Annotated in this window: 11 protein-coding genes; 4 read left to right on the top strand and 7 right to left on the bottom strand. The window is 60.3% G+C overall.

Annotation, left to right across the window (positions count from 1 at the left end):
• The 4 genes from SGJ19_29070 to SGJ19_29055 form a co-directional block, all read right to left on the bottom strand.
• On the bottom strand, positions 1–447 hold a 447-nt coding region (locus SGJ19_29070), incomplete at its 3' end, for a sialate O-acetylesterase (GenBank protein MDZ4784318.1).
• 280 nt (positions 448–727) lie between these two features.
• On the bottom strand, positions 728–1,666 hold the full coding sequence (locus SGJ19_29065; GenBank protein MDZ4784317.1) for a dihydrodipicolinate synthase family protein: 939 nt from the start codon (positions 1,664–1,666) through the stop codon (positions 728–730).
• A gap of 114 nt (positions 1,667–1,780) precedes the next feature.
• Positions 1,781–4,048, bottom strand: a complete 2,268-nt coding sequence (locus SGJ19_29060) for a DPP IV N-terminal domain-containing protein (protein ID MDZ4784316.1) — start codon at positions 4,046–4,048, stop codon at positions 1,781–1,783.
• Between the two features lie 60 nt (positions 4,049–4,108).
• Complete coding sequence (locus SGJ19_29055) at positions 4,109–5,212, bottom strand: cis-3-hydroxy-L-proline dehydratase (GenBank protein ID MDZ4784315.1); 1,104 nt, start codon at positions 5,210–5,212, stop codon at positions 4,109–4,111.
• A 707-nt stretch (positions 5,213–5,919) separates the two neighbouring features.
• Here SGJ19_29055 and SGJ19_29050 point away from each other — a divergent pair.
• Together SGJ19_29050 and SGJ19_29045 are read left to right on the top strand one after the other, a co-directional pair.
• A complete protein-coding gene (locus SGJ19_29050; GenBank protein MDZ4784314.1) occupies positions 5,920–7,179 on the top strand; it encodes a DUF4832 domain-containing protein in 1,260 nt (419 codons plus the stop codon).
• Positions 7,180–7,434: 255 nt separating this feature from the next.
• On the top strand, positions 7,435–8,412 hold the full coding sequence (locus SGJ19_29045) for a cellulase family glycosylhydrolase (GenBank protein ID MDZ4784313.1): 978 nt from the start codon (positions 7,435–7,437) through the stop codon (positions 8,410–8,412).
• A 263-nt stretch (positions 8,413–8,675) separates the two neighbouring features.
• Here the strand turns inward: SGJ19_29045 and SGJ19_29040 are convergent, their stop codons facing one another.
• The 3 genes from SGJ19_29040 to SGJ19_29030 all read right to left on the bottom strand — a co-directional run bounded on the left by SGJ19_29040 (position 8,676) and on the right by SGJ19_29030 (position 13,914).
• Positions 8,676–10,151 carry a DUF1501 domain-containing protein gene (locus SGJ19_29040; GenBank protein MDZ4784312.1) on the bottom strand — a complete coding sequence of 492 codons (1,476 nt, stop codon included), beginning with the start codon at positions 10,149–10,151 and terminating at the stop codon, positions 8,676–8,678.
• Between the two features lie 24 nt (positions 10,152–10,175).
• On the bottom strand, positions 10,176–13,247 hold the full coding sequence (locus SGJ19_29035) for a PSD1 and planctomycete cytochrome C domain-containing protein (GenBank protein ID MDZ4784311.1): 3,072 nt from the start codon (positions 13,245–13,247) through the stop codon (positions 10,176–10,178).
• 373 nt (positions 13,248–13,620) lie between these two features.
• Positions 13,621–13,914 (bottom strand): GYD domain-containing protein, encoded by a 294-nt coding sequence (locus SGJ19_29030; protein MDZ4784310.1) that lies wholly within the window; start codon positions 13,912–13,914, stop codon positions 13,621–13,623.
• A gap of 209 nt (positions 13,915–14,123) precedes the next feature.
• Between SGJ19_29030 and ric the strand changes: the two genes are divergently transcribed.
• Both ric and SGJ19_29020 read left to right on the top strand, forming a co-directional pair.
• On the top strand, positions 14,124–14,861 hold the full coding sequence (gene ric / locus SGJ19_29025) for an iron-sulfur cluster repair di-iron protein (GenBank protein MDZ4784309.1): 738 nt from the start codon (positions 14,124–14,126) through the stop codon (positions 14,859–14,861).
• 478 nt (positions 14,862–15,339) lie between these two features.
• Positions 15,340–17,025, top strand: coding sequence for an ethylbenzene dehydrogenase-related protein (locus tag SGJ19_29020; GenBank protein ID MDZ4784308.1), 1,686 nt, complete (start codon positions 15,340–15,342; stop codon positions 17,023–17,025).
• The last annotated feature ends 54 nt before the right edge of the window (positions 17,026–17,079 follow it).

Below are 17,079 nucleotides of genomic sequence, written 5' to 3'. Positions count from 1 at the left end.
TGCCAGTTCGGCCTCACTCCAGGCAAACTCCCCGCTGCTCGGCGGGCGGAAATCGGTGTGCAGACTTCGGCCGCCCCACGAGGTCTTGATGATGAGCACCGGCTCGTTCAGCCGCCTCTCCATCGTGAGGCCGAAGGTGAACTCCGGCCCGATCTTGTCCTCCGGGGCGCCGAACCCTGCCGTCAGTTTGCCCTTCTTCTCGGTCAAATCCGTGTAGGCGTCGCCGAGGCAGCCGATGGAGGAGATCCAAACCTTGTCGCAGACTCTGGGCGTACCGTCGCTGGCGCGCATTTCCTCGAGCAGTGCTGCAGTCTTCGGATCGCTGGCCAGAGAGTCGAAGGTCGAGATGCTGGCGTGCCCTTGCATGTTCGACTGTCCGGCGAGGATGAACACCTTGAGAGGCTTTTTGCCTTCGCCCGAACGATCATCTTGGCGCTGACCTTCCACCGGCTTCTCGTCCGCGAGGGCCTGTCCCCAGCACGCTAGCGCCACGACTGCCCAGAAAACAAACGATTGTGTCGCTGACCGAAGCTTCATATGGACCTCTGTTGCCGAACTTTGTCCAAGGAGTTTTCCGCCGATCACCTGTTGGCCGCAGCAGTGCCGCCTCGCGCAAATGCGATTGACGCTCGCACGCCGAATCCTAGCTGGCGGCTGCTAGGCTGTCACGCGATTTTCGGCGTGATCGGCGGGCTTCGCCAAGTGCTTTTCGGGCCCGCGCCATGATCTACTCCTGGCCTGGCCAGCGACTCCACCACTGCTGGAAGAGCTTTAGTTGCGCCTTGGCAAAGTGCTTTTGACTGGGTGAGAGCTGATCGGATTCATTGAAGTTCAGTTCGTAGTCCGCGTCGCCGAGCAGCACGAACAGATACTTGAAGTACAGCACCAGGTCCGGCCCTTCGTCGAAACGCGCCAACTCGGCGATGGCGTCTTCCAGTTCCAGCGCCAATCGCCGCGCTTCGACGTCGCCGGCCGCGGCCCGTCTGCAAAGCGCGATCAGATGCAGCACTTCGCGCGGCAGGCAATTGCCGATTCCCGTGATCGCACCGACGGCGCCGCAGCGAATGAAGCCATGACACACTTGCGTATCGACGCCCACCATTAACAACACGTCGCTATCGGCGTGCGTGATGTGCTCGGCGGCGTAGCTCAAAGCATCCGCGCCGCCAAATTCCTTGAAGCCGACGAGATTCGGAAACGCGCGCCGCAGATCGAAGAACAGGTCCGCCTTGGTCTCGAATCCGTAGTAGGGGCTGTTGTAAATCACGGCGGGCAGTTCGGGCGCCGCTGCCAGGATGCCGGCGAAGTGCGCTCGCTGAGCTGCCGGAGAAGTTCCCCGCGACAGCAAACGGGGAATGACCATCAACCCCTGCGCTCCAACGCGCTGCGCGTGAGCGGCGTGCGCGGCGGCGCGCGCGGGACTCTGAGCGCCCGTGCCAACGATGACGGGCACTCCGGCTTCCGTCAGGCGGCGAACACCTTCCTGTCGTTGCTCATCCGTCAGCAGGGGCCAGTCTCCCATCGAGCCGCAGTACACGACTCCGTTCATTCCGGCCGTTATCAGGGCCTGAGCCTTCTTCACCAAGGCTGGATAGTTTGGCGTGTGATCCGCCAAGCACGGGGTCATCAGCGCCGGGACGCACCCCTGGAAAATGACTGATTTCAACGCGAATACTCTCTAATGGTTCTTCGACGGGTAGCCACGTTCGCAAGAACTAAGGCCCATTCGTGGATAGCCCACGCTCTTGGCGAGCGTGGCTACGTGGTTTCTGCAGCGGGTCTACCGAGGGCCGGCCGGCAGGTGCTCAATCAAGTAGCGCGTCATCAGCAGGCGCAGGTGAACCGCGGTCCCTTTTCCTTCGCGTAGGCCGTGATCGCGATTCGGGTAGGCCATGTAGTCGAAGCGTTTGCCCAACTCGATGAGCCGATCGACGAGACCTTCGGTGATTTGCAGGTGCGTGTTGGTTTCTCCGGTGCCATGGACAATCAGCAAATCGCCCCGCAAGCCATCGGCGAAATTGATCGCAGCGGCCTGGCGATAGCCGTCCGGGTTCGCTTCGCGAGTGCCCATGAAGATTTCCTGGAACCAGGCGTTGTAGAGGTCAGGCTGCGGTTTTGGCGCCACCGCGATGCCGACGTGGTACACGTCGGGCTTGCGGAACAGCGCATTCAAGGTGTTCGTGCCGCCGCCGCTCCAACCCCAAATGCCCACGCGCGAAGCATCCACAAAGGATCGCGTCCGAGTCAGCTCCACCACGCCAGCGGCTTGCTCCTCCGTCGACAGCGGGCCGAGACTTCCGAAGACCGCGCGTCGCCAGGCTGCTCCTTTCGGTGCGGGCGTCCCACGGCCGTCAATGGACACCACCAGGTATCCGAAGTCGGCGATCATCCGATGAAACATCGAGTGATTCTGGCCGCCCGTCCAATCGTCGAGAACCGTCTGGCCGTGCGGCTCGCCGTACACAAAGACGAACACTGGATACTTCTTCGTCGAGTCGAAGTCCCGCGGCTTGATCATCCAGGCATCCATCACGACGCCGTTTCCGATATCGAGCTGCAAGAACTCGGTGGGCCGCGTGATCAGCGGACTCACTCGACGGCGACACTCGGCATTGTCCTCCAGGACACGCACCGAGCGATGTTCCGGAAGCTTCACCAGGTCGATCACCGGCGGAGAATCGAACGTCGAATGCGTATGGAACGCCCATTGGCGATCGGGCGAGAAGTCGTATCGGTGCGTCCCCGGCTGGTCTTGCGGCGTGACGCGTTCGGGATCGCTGTTCCCATCCAGTCGAACGCGATAGAGGTAACGCTGCGTGGCGTTCTCCGGCGACGCGAGGAAGTACATCCAGCCGCCGCGCTCATCGACCGGCCCTCGAGTCATGATGTCGCTGGCCTGTTTTGTCAGCAGCGTCTGCTGCTGGCCATCACGGGAAATCACATACGCGTGCCGCCAGCCGTCACGCTCGCTCAGCAGCACGAACGCTTTGCCACCCTGAATCCATTCCAGACCAGCATTGGCCGAGTAACTCGCATCAACCCAGGCCGGATCGGACTCCTCGTACGCCGTGGTCGTTGTCTCGGTCTTTGTGTTCAGGAGTAGAAACGACCGAGAGTCGCGGGAGCGGCTCAACATCTCGACCAGCAGTTCTTCCGAGTTTCCCGCCCAACTGACGTCGTTGAGATAGAACGCGCCCGGATCGGCCGGCAGGTCCACCCAACGTGTCTCTCCGCCGTCCGCAGGGACGACTCCGACTCGCAGCGTCGGAATCGGCGTCCCGACGCGGGCAAATCGTTCTAGCGAGACTTCGGGATACGTCGGATCCGTCGGAAGAACGACAGGTCGTTGTCGAACATGTGAAGCATCAGATTGAACATAGGCAATCTGTTGCCCGTCGGGACTCCATCGCGCCTGAACCGGCTGCCCGTCAGGACTCCATCCGCCAGGAACGCCATTTTCAAGCGTGTCTTGATCCCCAGTCTGTGTCAGTGAAATTGTGCGACTACTGGCCAGGTCGAACACCAAGAGATCGGGCCCGCGCCGAAAGAGAATTCGAGTCCCGTTCGGAGAAAACGTGTTCTCCCAGGACAGCCGGTCGATCTCGGCGGCGATCGCTGTGAGTTCACCCGATTTCGAATCAAACAGCCAGTATCCCGTTTTTTCGTTGGCGGCGACTCGCGCAAGCAACAGGAACTGACTCGAGACGGGCGACGGAACGAATTCCTGAATGACCAGTCGGTCGGACGTGCCCGGAACAACGAGTTGGTCGCCGCCGAGCACGATGGAGCGATTTCCACTCAGCACGTCGTACTGCACAAGCTCCGGCTCGGAACCATCCTCGGGTTTTTCGAGAACCACGTAGCCGGAGCTGTCTCGCAGCCACTGTCCAGAGAACGTCGCAGGCGCAAACTCTCGCTCGTCGTAGATCGCTTTCAACCGCGTCTCGGCCTCGGTCAGAATCTTTGTATGATTGGCGCGGTCATCGGCGACGACGAACACGTTCGCCATCGCCAGCCAGCAGGTCATCAGCGCGGGGATTCGACTCATGGTGGTTCTTATGTTTGTTGGTTGAGGAAAGCATTCTTTTCTATGAGCGGCGTACCGAGTTCACGAGACTTCCACAACTCGTTTGCCAATCACTTCTTCGCGCGGAGCGATCCCCAGCCCCGGCGCAACGCTCGCGGTCATGAAACCGTTCTCGCGTTGAGGAGCGCCGCTCGCGGTACTGACGGTGACGTAGCTGTTGAAGTCGGTGCTGGTGAACCGGAACTCTTCGGGCGTGCTGTGCGCCAGGTGCGCGATCGCCGCCGTGGTGATGTCGCCCCCCCAACTGTCTTCGAGCGTCATCGCGATCCCCATCGCGACGCACAGGTCGCGCACCTGTTTCGTTCTGGTGAGGCCGCCCAGTTTGCTGATCTTCAGATTTACGACGTCCATCGCGAGATCGGCCTTCGCTCGCAGGAGCATGTCGATTCCGTCGACGTTCTCATCGAGGACGAAGGGATGATCCGTGTGCCTGCGCACCGTCAAACACTCTTCGTAAGTCAGACAAGGCTGCTCGATGTAGACATCGATGTCGCGAACGGCGCGGACCACGCGCATCGCTTCGTGCTGCGTCCAGCCGGTATTGGCGTCGGCGACCAGTCGATCCGTCGGTCGCAGAATTTGGCGGACCTGGCGAATGCGTTCGATGTCCTGATCGGGATCGCCGCCGACTTTCAGTTGAAATCTCGTGTAACCTTGATCGCGATACTCGGCGACATTGCCAGCCATCTCATCCGGCTGCTGCTGTGAGATCGCACGATACAGCCGCACGCTCTCACCGAACCGGCCTCCCATCAGCACGCACACCGGCAGCCCCGTGACTTTGCCGAGAATGTCCCAGCACGCGATGTCGATTCCCGATTTAACGTACGGATGACCCTTCAACGCCGCATCCATCCGCTGATTCAGTTTGGAAAGTTCGCGTGGATCGAAGCCGATCAAGTGCGGCCCCAGTTCCCGCAACCCGGCTCGCACCCCTTCGGCATAAGCCGGAAGATAAAACGGGCCCAGCGGACAGACCTCCCCGTAGCCGACGAGTCCGCTTTCGGTCTCCACGCCGACAATCGTGCTGTCGAATACCGACACCGACTTCCCCCCGGACCACTTGTACGAACTTTCGACCAACGGCAGCTCGACACGATGAGCAAAGATTCGGGCGATCTTCACGGAAGGCGTTCCTGCTCTGTGGATGATGGACTGGAAGCATTCTATTATACTGTCCGCGACCATCACGCACATGGCGGTAAGTTCGCTGGGTTACGATCCACACCGAATGCGATCCGCCGCGCTTGTTCGCGGATCGCCAGGAATCAGGGCCTTTCGCCTATTGGTATCACCGCCATCGGTTCCTCGGAGGATGGAGAGGGAGGAACCATGTTGCGGGACGAGGTCGATTGTGCTGCTTCCGATGGAGTTGCTCGCACTCCGTGCGTCGACCGGAGCGATTGAACACGCGGTGGCGATCGGCTCGTTTGCCTTGCGAGACTTTCGACTTCTTTCGCACTTCGTCGAGAACAAGCGGCGCAGCTGGGCAGCCGTGTGGGAAGTTGCCGCAGTCTACGCACACTGATAGACTGACTCTGTCGTAAAGCCTCTCACATGGAGGCCAGCTATTCAGTGGACGTTTAAACTCGGCCCCGGCGACCTGTCCAACTTCACGACTCGAGATACTATTCAACATGCAGTGCTTATTGTAGATGACTCGCTCCTACAACAATCTCGACCGCGCCGAGTAGAAACGAAAGATGTTCCGAATTTGCCCGATCGCTTGTCTGATGTTCATACTGGCCGTTTACACACGACCCATCGCGGGAGAATCGCGTCAACCTCTGGAGTACTGTCCGGCGCCCGTTGACAACCCGCTGAAGGGGCTAGTGCCGTACCAAGCCGACGTGCGGGACAAGTTCCCACACAGCCTGGAGTTTAATTACTTGCCCTACTCGGCGCTGGTGAAAGGTTACGACGATTTCGACTGGAACCCGCTGGAGAAGATGCTCGACAACATCGCCAGCCGCGGGCATCAGGCGGTGTTCCGCATCTACCTCGAGTATCCGAAGAAGACCGGCGCCATCCCCGACTTCCTCATTCAGGACGGACTGAAGATTCACAAGTATGTGAACACGAACACCAAGCCGCTGCCGCCTGCCCAGGAGGAAACCCCCGACTACGAAAACAAGAATCTTCAGCGTTCGATGAAGAACTTCATCGCCGCACTAGGCCAGAAGTATGACGGCGACCCGCGGATCGGGTTCGTTACGGCCGGGTTGCTCGGCGCGTGGGGCGAGTGGCATAACTACCCGAGGGACGATCTCTTCGCCAGCAAAACGGTGCAACTGGAGGTCGTGGAAGCCTACGAAGCGGCATTCAAGGTTACGCCGGTGTTGCTGCGATACCCGGCTGGGAAAGAAGACCATCAGCACGCACAAAACTCCGACCGCAAGTTTGGCTATCATGACGACTCGTTCGCATGGGCGACGCTGCACACCGGAAGGAAAGGTGACGAGTGGTTCTACATGACCGCCCTGAAGGCCGCCGGCCCTGATGCGGAGGCCAAGTGGAAGACGCACCCCATCGGCGGTGAAATCCGCCCTGAGGCGTGGGGGCAAGTGTTCGACGAGCAGCCCGGTAATAAGCAGATCCAGAACATCCTCAAATGCGTGGAAGAGTCGCATGCGACGTGGCTGATGGACAGCGGCATGTTCGAACGGAAACAGCAGGCCGACCGCATCGCGAGGGCGAAAGTAGTGGTGCGTCGGATGGGGTACGAATTCCACGCCTCGGCCGTGACGATCGGCGCGGTGAAGGACGGCAAAGTATCGGTGGCACTCGAGATCGAAAACCGAGGCGTCGCTCCGTTCTACTATGACTGGCGGCCGGAATACGGATTGCTGGCGGATGGGAGCGCGGCGAAGACATTCACGGGGAGCGGGAAGCTGACTGGGCTGCTTCCCGGCGACAATCCGCGGGTATGGTCTGATAACCTGGACCTTTCTGGTGTGAAAGCAGGGTCGTACACCCTCGCAGTGCGATTGCCCAATTCGCTGAAGGGCGGCATTCCGCTGCGTTTTGCCAACACGACACAGGACGCTGACGTGCCCACTTGGCTTTCGCTCGGTGGTATCCGGCTTCAGTAAGTGAAACCGAGATTGCGCGTGATCCACGGTGGGGCCTCCTCTCGCAGAATAGAGTTGGGCCAACGCTGCAATTGGATCAAGTGACGAAGTAGCATCCGTGTCGCCAAACGAGGATCTCACGACCAGCAGTTACTAGCCGAGTCGCCAACAAATGCATGCCGCTTTCTAGGCACGGTCAAAGCCGTTATGGTGGCCCAAGAGAATGTGAACGGCGCAATGCGACCTTTGGCCGGTTCCGACCCGACGAGGCGACAGATGATTTCGCGAACCCGACGCCTCTTGATCTGCTGTTCACTGCTGCTTGGCGCGGCGTCGCTCACGAGTGTTGCGCGATCGACGGATATGGAAACGGTAAGAATTGCCCCGGACGCCAAAAGCTTCATCCTTTATCCGTCCGGCAACCGCTACATTCCCTGGGGCCACAACTACGCCTCGGTGGACATTATGGAAAGGCTGGCCACGGATCCCGACCGTGTCGAGCATGATTTCATCGACATGAAGTCCGCCGGTACCACGGTTGCACGCGTTCATCCCGAAATGCTTCGTATCCTGGACAGTCCCAATAGCGCCGATCCGGAGGCGCTCGACCGATTCAGAATGCTGCTCAAGATCGCAGAAAACGCGGGCATCCATCTCAAGATCACCGGCCTGGCCTGCTACAAGATCAAAGATCGTGCGGCTTGGTATGATTCGATGAATGAGGAGGAACGTTGGAATACACAGGCCTTCTTCTGGGAAACCATCGCTCGCACCTGTAGCGATAGCCCGGCCGTCTTCGCGTATGATCTGGTGAACGAGCCTGCCGCAACGGGCAAGTCCTCCGATGGATGGTATATGGGTCGGATGGGCGAGGTCGAGTTTTGCCAGCGGCTCACCCTCGACCCCGGCAAGCGCGGTGGCGACGAAATCTTCCGAGAATGGACGCAGCGCATGGTCGCCGCCATTCGCAAGCACGACCAGACGCACTTGATCACCATGGGAATGCTTCCGTTTCCTGGCGCCTACAAGAGCGCTAGTGAACAACTCGATTTTGTCTCGCCGCATCTCTATCCGAAGTCAGGCAAGGTCGATGAGGAACTCGCGCTCCTCAAGCGATTTGATTGGGGCAAGCCGATCGTCATCGGCGAAACCTTTCCCTTGAGTTGCAGCGCGGACGACGAGCGCGAGTTCTTGCTCAGAAGCCGCATACTTGCCCACGGCTGGATCAATCGCCTGCCGCACTTGGCGAGTTGAAGAAGACGGGGAAGGCCACGATCGAGAACGCGGTGTGGCTCTCTTGGATAGAGCTGTTTCGAGAGGTTGGTCCACAAATGACCGAAGGAACCGCCCGATAAAGGCGGTTGAGCATCGCGTCGACTGAATCGATCAGCAGTTTCGTAAAGCCGCTGAGCAGCATCGCATTGGCGGGTCGCTCCGACTCCCCGGTACAATTGCCATCGAGTCCGTCGTCGCTGAGTTTGAGTGTAAGTTCAAAGAGCCTCTCGCTTCAATGGCAGCTATTTGAACACGCCCGTCACCAGATGCGACGTCTCGACGCCGGTCAGGCGGGCGTCGAGGCCTTGGAATTTGTAGGTGAAGCGTTCGTGATCGATACCCAGCAGATGCAGGATCGTGGCGTGCAAGTCGCGGACATGGACGGGCTTGTCGACGATGTTGTAACAATAGTCGTCGGTCTCGCCGTACGTTGTGCCCCCTTTGATACCGGCTCCCGCGAGCCAGACGCTGAAGCAGCGTGGATGGTGATCCCGTCCGTAGTCCTCGGGCGTGAGTTTACCTTGGGAATATACGGTGCGACCGAACTCGCCGCCCCAGACAATCAGCGTGTCCTCTAACAAACCGCGCTGTCGCAGATCGTTGATCAGCGCTGCCGAGGGTTGGTCCGTGTCATAGCATTGCCCGGCGATAGCCTTCGGCAGATTGAAGTGTTGATCCCAGCCCATGTGGAAGAGCTGGATGAACCGCACGCCGCGTTCCGCCATCCGCCGCGCCTGCAGGCAATTGTAGGCGTATGTGCCTGGCTTGCTCACTTCCGGGCCGTAGGAGTCCAGAATGTGCTTTGGCTCCTGCGAGATGTCCGCAAGTTCCGGCACTGAGGCCTGCATGCGGAACGCCAATTCATACTGCGCGATGCGCGTGGCAATCTCCGGGTCACCGACGGTGTCATGCTTGATGCGATTGAGCGCGGCAAGCTCGTCCAACATTTCTCGGCGCGCTGCGCGATCGATGCCGTCAGGATCAGACAAGTACGAAACGGGATCGCCGGAGTTACGGAACTTGACCCCTTGATAGCGTGTGGGGAGGAAGCCGGAACCCCACAGCCGATCATACAGCGGCTGATCGTCCCGTCGGCCGGTGCCCTTGGACGTGAGCACGACGTAAGCGGGCAAGTCCTGGTTATCGCTTCCCAGCCCGTACGACAGCCAGGCGCCGATGCTCGGCCGTCCGGCAATTTGCATCCCGGTCTGGAAGAACGTGATCGCGGGGTCGTGATTGATGGCCTCGGTGTACATCGATCGAATCACAGCGAGATCATCCGCAACAGTACCGAGATGCGGCAGCAACTCGCTCAGCCAAATCCCGCTCTGGCCACATTGCCGGAACTTGAACACCGAAGGCGCCACCGGAAATGAGGCTTGTCCGGACGTCATGCCGGTAAGCCGTTGTCCCATGCGAATCGAGTCAGGCAGGTTGAGCCCGCTCAATCCCTCCAACGTCGGCTTGTGGTCGTACAGTTCCATTTGCGACGGGGCGCCGGATTGAAACAGATAGATGACGCGTTTGGCCTTCGGCGGGAAATGCGGCAGTGAGCCAATGCCGAGCGATGGCGTTGCCGTCGCGGCCGAAGATCGCTGTGCTTCCAGCGCGCCGAGTGCGGCCATGCCCAGACCGCATGCCGAGCGGGAAAGAAACGTGCGACGATTCAACCGATCTTGCCAGGCGGACAGCGCCTGGACTTGGCGTGCTGGAAGCATGATGGCGCTCTCGCGAGAGAGAGGTTATTCCTTGGTCACGGTTTCATCGAGATTCAGGATCACGCAGGCGGTCAACGTGTACGCCGCCAACTCCGGAACCGCCACGTCGACGCCGCGCGGGGCAGCGCCATGGGACACAACCTTCTCCGCTTGTTCCGGCTGGGTGCGAAACTTCTCCAGTCGCGCGTTCAATCCTTGAATCAACACCGCGCATTCTTCCGCGCTAGGATCGCGTCCTAGGACGTGACGATATGCCAAGGCGATTCGATGCGACGGTTTGGCGCCGCCTTCGCGAATCATCCGCTCCGCGAGGACGCGCGCCGCTTCGACATAGGTGACGTCATTCAGAAGTGTCAGTGCCTGCAACGGCGTGTTCGTACGTCCCCGCCGTACCGTGCAAAGTTCTCGGCTGGGCATATCGAAGACCATCATGTTGGGCGGCGCGGCCGTCCGCTTCCAGATGGTGTAGAGGCTGCGGCGATACAAGCCATCGTCCGTGGCGTGCTTGTAGTTCCGCAAGTTGCCGTATTCCGTGGTTTCGTTCCAGATGTTTTCCGGTTGGTAGGGATAGACCGACGGTCCGCCCAAATGTTCTTTCAACAGTCCCGCGGCGAATAGTGCATTGTCACGAATCATTTCCGCCGGCAGGCGGAAGCGGGCGCCGCGCGCCAGGAGTCGGTTCTCGGGATCGCGCTCCACAAGTTCCGGCGTGACCTGCGACGACTGCCGGTATGTGGCGCTCATCACGATCGTCTTTTGAAAGGCCTTCAGCTCCCACTTTAGCCGAATCAATTCCGTTGCCAGCCAATCGAGTAACGCTTGATTGCTCGGCTGCTCACCTTGCGCGCCGAGGTTCTCCGTCGTCTTCACGAGTCCCACGCCGAAATAGTTCTCCCAGAGTCGGTTGGCGATCACCCGCGACGTCAACGGATTGTTCTCGTCAACAATCCATTGTGCCAGACCGAGGCGATTCATGGGCGCGCCCGCCGGCGCGGGATGTAGCGCCGCGGGGAGCGCGGCCGTGACGGGCTGGCCATGCTTGTCGTATTGTCCGCGAATCAGGACGTGAGCCGGTCGAGGCTCCGGCATCTCTTCCATGACCATTACCGTCGGAATGGTGGCCACGAATTCATCGCGCGCCTGGCGAGCGGCTTCAAGCGCCGCTTGAGCCATTTGCACCGTGGGAGCATGATGTTCGCGAACATAAGCGCCAATACGCTGGCGCTGTTCATCGCTACGCTGATCGGCGGGACAAGCGACGGCGGCTACCACGTCCTCCGGAATGTCGCGCGCCGTGTGCGGATCGTCGACCCCCGTGAACGATAGCCGAAACCGCCCTAGTTGATGCCCGGGATGCGGCGACTGAAAATCGAGCGTGACGGCAATCGTCGACGGAGTCTTCGGTTCCTGCGCCTTCTCCCAAGCGAAAGTCGCCGTGTGCCCGATTCCGGTCTGAGGATGAATTGCCCAGCCGGTTTGCGCATCCGAGTCGATCGCCTGCTCGATCGCGAACGTCTCTTGGTTAAAATCCGCGCGGGCCGTGGCCAGACGCGCCGGCGTACCATTCAGCGAAACGCGCAGATCCGTCAACACAAAGTTGCCGTTCTCCGAGCGGCCCGGGCCCTTCCCGGGAAGTTCCTCCGTCGGCAGCGATTCCAGGCGCAATCCGGTGATGCGCGGCAGATCCAGCGTAGCGCGCAACACGAACGTGTCGTTGGCGGAAGCCGGGCCGGTGACGAGGATAGATCCGTCGTCTTGTAAGTTGAGCGACGCGCCGCTGGCCGCGAGCACGGCCTCGGGTTGATAGGCGTGCCAGACCTTAGCTGGCGGCGCAGTTGCGAATGCGTGTTCCCAGTCGGCGACGAACTGAGGCAAAAGCTTCTCTTGTTCAACCAGCGCCGCATGGGCGGCCGTAACGTCGGCATCCAGCACCGCCAGCCGCGCCGTCTCGTCCGGGCGCGGCGCCGTGAGGTACGGGCGATGATTGATGGGACGCTCGCCATCCCCCGTGCCGTTTTCCGGCACGTTGTTAAACATGGCAAACAACTGATAGAAATCCTTTTGCGTAAACGGATCGTACTTGTGGTCATGGCAGCGGCAGCAACCGAGACTGAGGCCGAGCCAGACATTGCTCACGGCGTCCACGCGATCGATCACGTTCTCGACGTGCCATTCTTCGGCGATCGAGCCCCCTTCCGTGTTGATGCGATGATTCCGACAGAAGCCCGTGGCGATCCGCTGCTCCAGCGTGGCGTTCGGTCGCAGGTCGCCGGCCAATTGGTCGATCGTGAATTCATCGAAGGGCTGATTGCGGTTAAAAGCGTCGATGACCCAGTCGCGCCAGCGCCATTGATAGCGTTCCCAGTCGGACTGGAAACCGTTGCTGTCAGCGTAGCGTGCTCCGTCGAGCCACCACATCGCCATCCGCTCTCCATAGCGGGGGGACGCCAACAACCGATCGACCACACGTTCGTAGGCGTCGGGACTCGCGTCTTGCAAGAACGCATCCATTTCCGCGGGCGTGGGCGGCAGTCCCGTCAAATCCAAGGACAATCGTCGCAACAGCGTGGGGCGATCCGCTTCGGGCGCGGGTGCGAGTCCCTCCGTTTCCAGTCGGGCCAGGACGTAACGGTCTAGTTCATTGCGCGGCCATGTAGTTGCCCGCACGTCGGGCGGCGCGATGCGCCGCGGCTTGACGAACGACCAATGCTCCGCGTAATCGGCGCCTTGCTCGATCCAAGCGCGCAGGATTTGCTTCTGTTCGTCCGTGAGCACCTTGCGACTGTCGATCGGCGGCATCCGCGAATCGTCATCCGCCGCGTCGATTCTGGCAATCACCTCGCTCGCGCTCGGGTCGCCGGGCACGATCGCCTGGGCGCCACTCTCCGTTTCCGACATGGCCGCGGCGGCGCGATCAAGACGCAGTTTGGCCTTGCGACTTCCTTCGTCCGGCCCATGACACACGAAGCAATTCTCGGCCAGAATCGGTTTCACGTCGCGATTGAAGTCCAGTGGCGCTGCGCGCCCGACGTGCGCGACCATGCTGATCGCAATGCCGACAAACAGGCGCAGGACCATCTGCATTGGCGCTGTCATGGAGTTGTTCCCAATTGCAAAAACGACCGACTTGCGCCTTGGACGTCCTAGGAACATCCGACGGCGTAGTTCGTGAAAGCAAGGCCAACGATTTCGCGGCGGGATCGTGGAGGGGGCGTGTCAGGCGGGAGTGCAGCTCGCGCATGAATCCGTTTGCTGCACCAGGCACGAATATCAGACTACTCTGCGGCGAACGGAATCTCAATCTGTGCGAACCGATCGCACGCAACGAGCGGATATGCGCGCATTGCCACAAATGACGCGCCAACTGCGGCGCGATTGATTCTCAATCGTGCGAACTTTCCATCGCACGAAATCGTCCAGAATGCCGGCCGCGCAGATCGATGGCTCGTCGAACTGGAGCCGGCCAATTCTACGATTTGACCGTCAAAGCACGATGGAATTCGTCTTCGTCCAGCAGGCGCATCGTGTTTGTGCGGACGAACCCTTGCCGAGTCAGCCCCAACAGCAGGCTAGCAGCGATTTCTTCCGACGGCGCACTAAAGCGTGCGACGCCGTCGCAGTCGCCCATCGCCCAGTATTGCCCAATCATCTTTCCGCCGGCCTTTTCGACGGCCTGACGAAACGCTGTTGCCCGCTCGGGCGACTGCTGGAGCGCCTTGAGGCCGGCGTCGGTGAAACGAATTTCGGTCAGAAAAGTGGCCATGGAATACCTCGCCAAAAGGGGGGAATGGCAAAGATCAATATATCTGGACCTTGATATCCACAATATGTCCGCTATGCTTCATTAGGTCAAGTGGGAAACGCCGTCGGCCAGGGTAGGACCATTTCGCCTCCAAACGAAAGCTGCGACGTAACCCAATACACGAGAACACCTTGTGTTGATCTGTTGGGATTTCAGAAAGGATCAGGACGATGACACTTCTCGCGGAACGCCGGGTCGGGGACTTGGTCGCGGAGCGACCGGAACGTGCCCGAGTGTTGGAACAATTCGCCATCGACTACTGCTGTGGGGGGCAGCGATCGCTCGCCGACGCCTGCCGTCAACGCAACTTATCCGTGGCGGATGTTGAACGGGCGCTCGACATCAAGGAGGAGCGCACAACCGATCAGCCGGACTGGACGCAGGTCCCGTTGGCAACGCTGGTCGCTGACATCGTGGATCGTCATCACACGTATCTGCGGGCCGAGCTGCCACGGCTCGGAGCGATGCTCGACAAGGTTGTCGCGCGGCATGGCGACTCTCATGCGTTTCTGCATGAATTGCAGCGTACGTACATCGCGATGTGGGAGGAATTGGCCAACCACATGCTGAAAGAGGAACTGGTGCTATTTCCTCATGTCGTCCGACTTGAGGAAGCCGACGCGAGCGGCTTACCCGCTCCGCGGTTTCACTGCGGCACGGTGATGCAACCAATCCACGTGATGGAAGACGAGCATCGCTCGGCAGGGAATGCGCTGGCAAAGATGCGTGACTTGACCAATGGCTATCGCCCTCCGGCCGACGCTTGCTCGACCTGGTTGGCGCTGTGGCACGGACTGGAAGCACTGGAAGCCGATCTGCATCTCCACATTCACAAGGAAAACAACATTCTGTTTCCTCGCGCTGCAGCGCTGGAATCATCGCTGCCGCTCGATGCGGGACTCGACTGAACGGTACGGCATGTGACGTGCATGAATGAATCGTCGGTTTGACTCGACGCGCTTGCGCAACCAGTTGGCGAACGGTCCGCTGTTTACCACTTGTGGTACTTGACGGAGGGGTCCGATGCAGCGAACCGACTTCGCCACGCTGGTTGGGCAAGGTGCCGTGCCACCACCACGGGTGGCGGAGCTTGTGCGCTCCGAGTTTCCACGGAGTTCGGCTCCGGAAGGGCAGCGAGCGTGCGGATCGTTGCGCGATTGAGCGGCCTCGCACAGCGGCGCACTTGATTCACGCGATTCGGCTGCCTTGATTCAAATCACGATCAATAAAAATAACATCGCCGTAAACTAGATATCTAGATGTCTTTATAGTGAATATCGCGTTGCTGTTCGCGATGTAGCCCGCCTGCTTGTGAAAAATGGCACGGAGCGTGCGTTACGTCGGCAACGAGTTGATTCCACAACCGCAATAAGTGGAAACGGAGCCATGGCAGCCAACTCCGAACACGCCTCGGTGTTTTCGCCCTCGTTAAGGCGATTTGGACTAGTTGGGCTGCTGGCGGCGGCACTGGGGTGCGAGGCCGCACCGTCCCAGCCAGCACCTGAGGCGCCGCACTCGGATGCTTCGGCTTCCCGCAAACCGGCCGACCCGGCCGTGCCCAGCGCCGACGTTGCGACGGTGTCGATGTCCGGCGCCCAACTCTTCCTCCAACACTGCGGCGCTTGCCACGGCGATCAGGGGGATGGGCTGGGCCGCGCGGCCTTGTTCTTGTTTCCCAAACCTCGCGACTTTCGCGGCGGGCGATTCAAGTTGGCCAGCAGCGCCAACAGCGTTCCAGTTGCGGAAGACATCGAAGCGGTGCTCGTCCGCGGCATGCCCGGCAGTTCCATGCCATCGTGGGCGCACTTGCCCAAGGAGCAACGTGCGCTGCTTGTCGAAGAAGTGCTCAGGATGTTTCGCGAGGGCGCCAAGGAGCGCTACGTGAAGTCCTTAAGGGACGACGAAGGGCTTTCTGAAGAAGAATTGGCCGGCGAAGAAGTTCAGCAGGATATCGCCGATACCGTCGCTGCGATGACAACCCCCGAGCCGGCCGAGGAGTTGCCCGAAATGGGCGCCGTCGACGAAACGGCGATCGCTCGCGGCAAAGAGATTTATGTCAAACAAAGCTGTCACTCCTGCCACGGAAACGAAGGTAAGGGAGACGGCGTGCAGGCGATGTTTGACGAAACCGGCCTGCCGACGCGACCTCGGGATTTGACACAAGGCATTTACAAGGGCGGGCACGACGTCCCATCGCTCTACCGCCGCATTTTCTATGGAATGCCCGGCACTCCCATGCCGAGTTCACAGACGCTGACGCAGGACCAGATCGTCGATCTGTCCCACTTCTTGCGGTCGCTTTCCACGGAATCGCAACGCGAAGCCGCGGTGATGCGGCGCGTGAGCTTGCAAGCGAAGCGCGTTGGCAAGGTTACTGACGATCCGGTGGCCGAATCATGGTCGCAAGACGACGCCGCGACGGTGCAACTCATGCCGCTGTGGTGGCGGGACGGCGATTTTCGCGTTCAGGTCCAGGCCCGGCATGACGGCAAGAATCTCGCGGTGCGATTGACGTGGCGCGACGCCACACAAAATGCCGCCGCGGTGCGACCCGATGAGTTCGAGGACATGGCGGCGATTGAATTGTACGAGGGCGACGCGGAACCGTTTCTCGGCATGGGCGCGGCAACTACGGCGCTCGATCTATGGCAGTGGCGCGCGGGCCGCGAAGCGACCGGCGCCGAAGATCAGCTCTCGGACGAATATCCATTTGACACCGAAGAATATCGTCGCCTGGCGGGCGGCAAGCCGCTGCCGGACTTTATCACGGCCCGCGCGGGTGGGAATCCACTGGCGACGCGTGAAGATAGCGCCAGCAACCTGACGGCCGGCGGACATGGGAGCCTGACATTTCGTCCCAAGGCCTCGCAAGTCGTGACCGCTCAGGCCGTCTGGTCGGACGGTCAATGGAGCGTGGTCTTTATGCGACCGCTACAGGTGAGCGCCAGTGAAGGACTCACCTTGCGATCAGGACAACACTATTCGGGCGCCTTCGCCATCTGGGACGGCGAGGCGCGTGATCGCGCAGGGCAGAAGTTGATCTCCATGTGGAACGACCTGGATTTGGAGTGACGCTGAAAAGGCGACACATCGTCGCAAGTCGTAGCACACGCATCGGACAGTCAC

The sequence above is a fragment of the Planctomycetia bacterium genome, from assembly GCA_034440135.1.
In the GTDB taxonomy this organism is placed as follows: Bacteria; Planctomycetota; Planctomycetia; order Pirellulales; family JALHLM01; genus JALHLM01.
Note: the sequence above shows the minus strand (reverse complement) of the source record. Positions and strands in the feature narration are given on the sequence as shown.